Raw genomic sequence first — 3,966 nt, 5'->3', positions numbered from 1 at the left:
TACAGAAGCATGCGGCAGTCATCTGATGTCCGCTTTCGGTGAAATGGCGGTGCAACTCCACGTCCGATTTGGGGTGGAATGCGGACATTTGACCTGCGTTCCGACGGTTTATAGGGCCGACATTCTTCAATCCTGTTCGACCTGTCCTCTGTCTTGCAGCCAGCGGGCAATCAACCAGAACAGCAGAGCCCAGGATGCGCCAACGGCCCATCCCGCCAAAACGTCCGAGGGCCAGTGAACGCCGAGGTAGACTCGGCTTACCCCGACACCGACTGTGATGATAAGCGCGAGGAAAAGGAAATAGACCTTCGTCGCCCGGTTTGGCTGGACCCTCGCGAGCAGAGCAGCAAGCGTGAGGTAGGTGATGGCGGCCATCATCGAATGACCACTGGGGAAGCTCGCGGTGTAGACGAGAGACTCGTGGGGAACGAGGTCCGGCCTCATCCGGTCGAAACTCTCCTTGAGAAGCGTGCTGACCAGAAGGCCGCTACCGACTGCGCCTAGCACCAACAACATCGCGCGAACCTTCCCCACCAGCCAGAGGTAGCCCGCGACGGAGAGGGTCAACAGCGTCAACACGCCAACGCCGCCCAGGGCGGTGAAATCCCGGCCAAGCTCTTCTACCCATGGAGGTCCTATGGGATCGGACAAATCATCGGCATTCCTCAGTGCCAACAGCACTTCGGAATCTGTGGCATGACTTTCGCCTTCCATCACCTCGTCCGTAACTTCGATAAAAGCCCAGATGGCGACGGCAAAGGCGGCCATAGCGACCAGCGTCCACGTCTCGAACCGCTCGTGCCATCGGCTGACGAATGCCCTTATGGTCAAGATTTACCTACGCTGCTGTTGGAGGGGGTGCCTTTCTTGCGAGAGGTGCTGCCAGAAACGGCTTGCCGTGTGATCACATCGTTGCGTCGGGCATTGAGGCAAGGTCTTGCGCGGTCATCTCCGTTTGCAGATTGGTCTCGCTCAATACACCGCCTTCAGTGACGGTGAGGCCGTCGAGTGACAATTCGACATAGCGATCAGGCTCGCTGTCCTCGACTTCCACGAGCAGACCAGTACGGCTTGGCTCCACTCTCGCTCAGCCCTGAGGACGCGAAGACGGTTTTTCAACGGCTATCCATCCAACGCATGAACTGAAAAACGAAAACGAACAATAAACAGAAGTACTTGAAAAGCTCTGCGACCGCCGACCACCAAGTTACTTCGATCATGAAAAGACTGAAGGGATAGGGCGCTTCATCGGCGCGCGTGAGAATGTACACGAGGGTAGCCACCCAAAAAACCAAGAAGGGCATTGCGATGGCCGCGTAGACAACTACGTCCGTTGTCCGACGAAATAGCTGTTCCGCATATTCGTCCCGCATGAAGCGGGCAAGAATTAGCACCGGGGTAACGAACAACACGAAGAATAAGAGTATTGCACCGTAGAGTTGATACCAAATCGGCAGGCTGCCATCGGCTGCAACCACTCTATCGAAAACAGGAAGGAACGAAGCGAGGATCAGAATGCAGGCAACAAAACAAAGATCCATCAACCTGAAATAGAGGCGGAATCGCATTTCGTTGGAGCTTTGGTTATTTTTGATCTTCGTATTCGCGTTCACGATTCAGGTTCCCTGTTGGTTATAAATTGTGATTTCCCATTATTTCGCGACGCTCGTGCCAGGATCTTGGGCTCCGTATAACTACTCATTTATCTCGCGATCCTCCATCTTATGGCGGAATCCGTCGGAGCGCCGTTGTCGCGTGTGACGCCCCGACGGAACTGGTTAGCCCGGGATGTCGAGCTGGTTTGTAGCGAGGCGCTCTGCGCGAGCATTGGCGATGGCTAGTTCCACCTCCGGAGCGACCTTCTGTTTTACAGCGAGACGGCAATCGGCTTCGGCTTTGCGCACTCCATAGTCGAATCCTCCTAATTGGCAGATCCGTCGCGCTGCATTGTCGATCCGCTGGTCCAGCTTTTGGCGGGCGACCTCTGTGCTGAGGTCTAGGTCGGTGATCTTAATCGATACAGTCGGCAAGTCTCGGCTCGCAACTGGAGTTGCAAAAACGGCGAGCACGGCAGTGGCGAGTGTTAAAGGCTTCTTCATGTCATTCTCCAGCTTGGATGTTGGGTCCAGGTGGTCGGAACAACCTAGCATGTCAGGTTGTCCTGACAATATGTCGCGATTCGATGACAATGTCAACAGAACCTGACAATATGTCAGCAAGTCCTGTCTCCTATCCGCAGAAATGGGCACCCTCTCGAGCGAAGGGGCCCTACGTTGCAGCTGATGCTGTTGTGGCTTCGCTAGCGGCCGGTTCGCTTAAGATACTAACGAAAGTGGCAAGTTCGGGGGAGGCCAATTGTGTGAGACGATGAGCCGTGTTCATTGACAGAATGCCGCGTACATAGGCATGAAATGCATATGAACTTGCTCCTGACATCATTAGTTCTTTCGGCAATCCCACAAAATTCCGGTGGGGCGGCCTTGGTAAGGCGGAAGAACCTGTGGATGGCAGCTTTCTCAATTACTGCGAAAGGGGCATTACGACCGGAAGGGGGTGGTGAGTTGCCGTAAGGTTTTGGTGGCGAGCCGACCAACGCGACTGTATCGTCGTTAAATGTATCAGTCAGTTCTGAACGAGTTGCGGGTTCGGTGGCGTGAGGCCCATCATTACATCGGCCAAGATGACATCACACGCTGGTCGACTGAAGCCAAGCTGCAGCAAACCAAGCTCTTCGACGAGTTGGCGGTGGAGTTGGCGAGTGACTTCTTCGTCGGTTTTCTAAGCTGGGAGTTTTGCGACGGAGTAGCGAATGCCCTCTTTGGCGCTCTGTTGGAGTTTGGCGAGGGTTGCGAATGGCCTGACACATTCTTCGAGTTCTACTGTGCTTTCGACACTAGCGAGATGGAAGGCCCAAGAGATCGTGAGCTGATCCGCAGCTTTCTAAAGCAGCACAAAACGCTGACAGGCTGAATGTCCGGTATGGCGTCGCTAACTGTCAGTCCGCTTCTGGCATCTTGTATGCGAGACTAAAACGGCAAGAGCGGGGTGGTAAGCGGTCAATCAGATGACGTGTTGTTGCTTGTCTCCGCTACGTAGCGAGGGTCCTCTGGGCCCACACATTCGCCAGTTACGGTGGCACTGGCCACTACGATTGCTTCGTTTTTCTTTGAATCGGTCTTCACGAATTGCTTGCCCATCGCTTCACATTGCGCGGCAGCGTTCTTCGTCGCGCCCTCTTCGAGATAAGTTGCACAACCCGAGAGCATTCCGAAAGCGGCAACAACGGCCGCAATTTCAACTTTGTTCATGTAGCGACTCAACCTTCAAGCCATTGGATTATGGCACGGAAAATGAATTACCCAAATTCTTAGTAGAGGCAATGAAGGAATCAGTCCGCTATGGCGTCGCTAACTGTCGTTCCGCTTTCGGCACATCCCTAGATCGGTCGAAACGGCAAGAACGGGGTGGGTAGCGGTCATCAGCTTAGGGTTGTAAGTCCCGTCAATGGCGAAACCGTGGTCAGATGAAGAGCGCTCTCGCATGAAGTCAGAACTAGGCTTCCAGAAGTGGGAAGCCATGGGTCATTTCTTTAGTGAAGGAGACTACCTCGGCTTCAACAAATCCGATTACCGGGGCGCAATTGCTGAATATGAAAAGGCGTGGTTGCTGCTAAGCACGCCGTGGCAGCAGCAGACGGGAGGCAGTGACATCCTTGAGGGAATCGCCGACTTTGCTTTGCGGTCGAGAGACCCGGAGTTGGCTTCGAAGACATTGGACAGTCTGCTGCCTCGCGCGCACGAGATCGCTGATGCTTCCTTGCGTGAGGCGTGTGACAATCTGGCGGACTTAGCTCGCCAGCAGGAACAGGATTAGAGGCTACCCCATGTCAGCAATTGATGACGTGGACGGCTCTCCATCCTCGGGGGATAATTTCCCTCCAGTGAGTCGGAAAGGAGAGCAGAGATG

7 protein-coding genes are annotated in these 3,966 nt (G+C 54.5%); 2 read left to right on the top strand and 5 right to left on the bottom strand.

What is annotated here, in order from left to right; translation table 11 throughout:
* Positions 1-126: 126 nt before the first annotated feature.
* The 4 genes from K3180_RS12790 to K3180_RS12775 form a co-directional block, all read right to left on the bottom strand.
* Positions 127-831: a phosphatase PAP2 family protein gene (locus K3180_RS12790; RefSeq protein ID WP_221541339.1), complete on the bottom strand. Its 705-nt coding sequence runs from the start codon at positions 829-831 to the stop codon at positions 127-129.
* A 73-nt stretch (positions 832-904) separates the two neighbouring features.
* Positions 905-1,081, bottom strand: coding sequence for a hypothetical protein (locus K3180_RS12785; RefSeq protein WP_221541338.1), 177 nt, complete (start codon positions 1,079-1,081; stop codon positions 905-907).
* Positions 1,082-1,115: 34 nt separating this feature from the next.
* Entirely contained in the window at positions 1,116-1,613 is a 498-nt protein-coding gene (locus K3180_RS12780) for a hypothetical protein (RefSeq protein WP_221541337.1), read from the bottom strand.
* A 165-nt stretch (positions 1,614-1,778) separates the two neighbouring features.
* Complete coding sequence (locus K3180_RS12775; protein ID WP_221541336.1) at positions 1,779-2,099, bottom strand: UrcA family protein; 321 nt, start codon at positions 2,097-2,099, stop codon at positions 1,779-1,781.
* Positions 2,100-2,613: 514 nt separating this feature from the next.
* Between K3180_RS12775 and K3180_RS12770 the strand changes: the two genes are divergently transcribed.
* Positions 2,614-2,970: a hypothetical protein gene (locus tag K3180_RS12770; RefSeq protein WP_221541335.1), complete on the top strand. Its 357-nt coding sequence runs from the start codon at positions 2,614-2,616 to the stop codon at positions 2,968-2,970.
* 86 nt (positions 2,971-3,056) lie between these two features.
* Here K3180_RS12770 and K3180_RS12765 read toward each other — a convergent pair whose 3' ends face one another.
* A complete protein-coding gene (locus tag K3180_RS12765; protein ID WP_221541334.1) occupies positions 3,057-3,308 on the bottom strand; it encodes a hypothetical protein in 252 nt (83 codons plus the stop codon).
* Between the two features lie 232 nt (positions 3,309-3,540).
* Between K3180_RS12765 and K3180_RS12760 the strand changes: the two genes are divergently transcribed.
* Positions 3,541-3,873 carry a hypothetical protein gene (locus K3180_RS12760; RefSeq protein ID WP_221541333.1) on the top strand — a complete coding sequence of 111 codons (333 nt, stop codon included), beginning with the start codon at positions 3,541-3,543 and terminating at the stop codon, positions 3,871-3,873.
* Positions 3,874-3,966: the final 93 nt, after the last annotated feature.

Origin of the sequence: Qipengyuania huizhouensis (assembly GCF_019711635.1) — a bacterium.
GTDB classification, from domain to species: Bacteria; Pseudomonadota; Alphaproteobacteria; order Sphingomonadales; family Sphingomonadaceae; genus Qipengyuania; species Qipengyuania huizhouensis.
The sequence above is the reverse complement of the archived record's forward strand: the minus strand, read 5'-3'. Positions and strand labels throughout refer to the sequence as shown.

Bases quoted from the DNA above. Each gene is read 5' to 3' on its own strand.
- K3180_RS12760 (WP_221541333.1), top strand. From the start codon at position 3,541: ATGAAGTCAGAACTAGGCTTCCAGAAGTGGGAAGCCATGGGTCATTTC.
- K3180_RS12770 (WP_221541335.1), top strand. From the start codon at position 2,614: ATGTATCAGTCAGTTCTGAACGAGTTGCGGGTTCGGTGGCGTGAGGCC.
- K3180_RS12775 (WP_221541336.1), bottom strand. From the start codon at position 2,099: ATGAAGAAGCCTTTAACACTCGCCACTGCCGTGCTCGCCGTTTTTGCA.
- K3180_RS12765 (WP_221541334.1), bottom strand. From the start codon at position 3,308: ATGAACAAAGTTGAAATTGCGGCCGTTGTTGCCGCTTTCGGAATGCTC.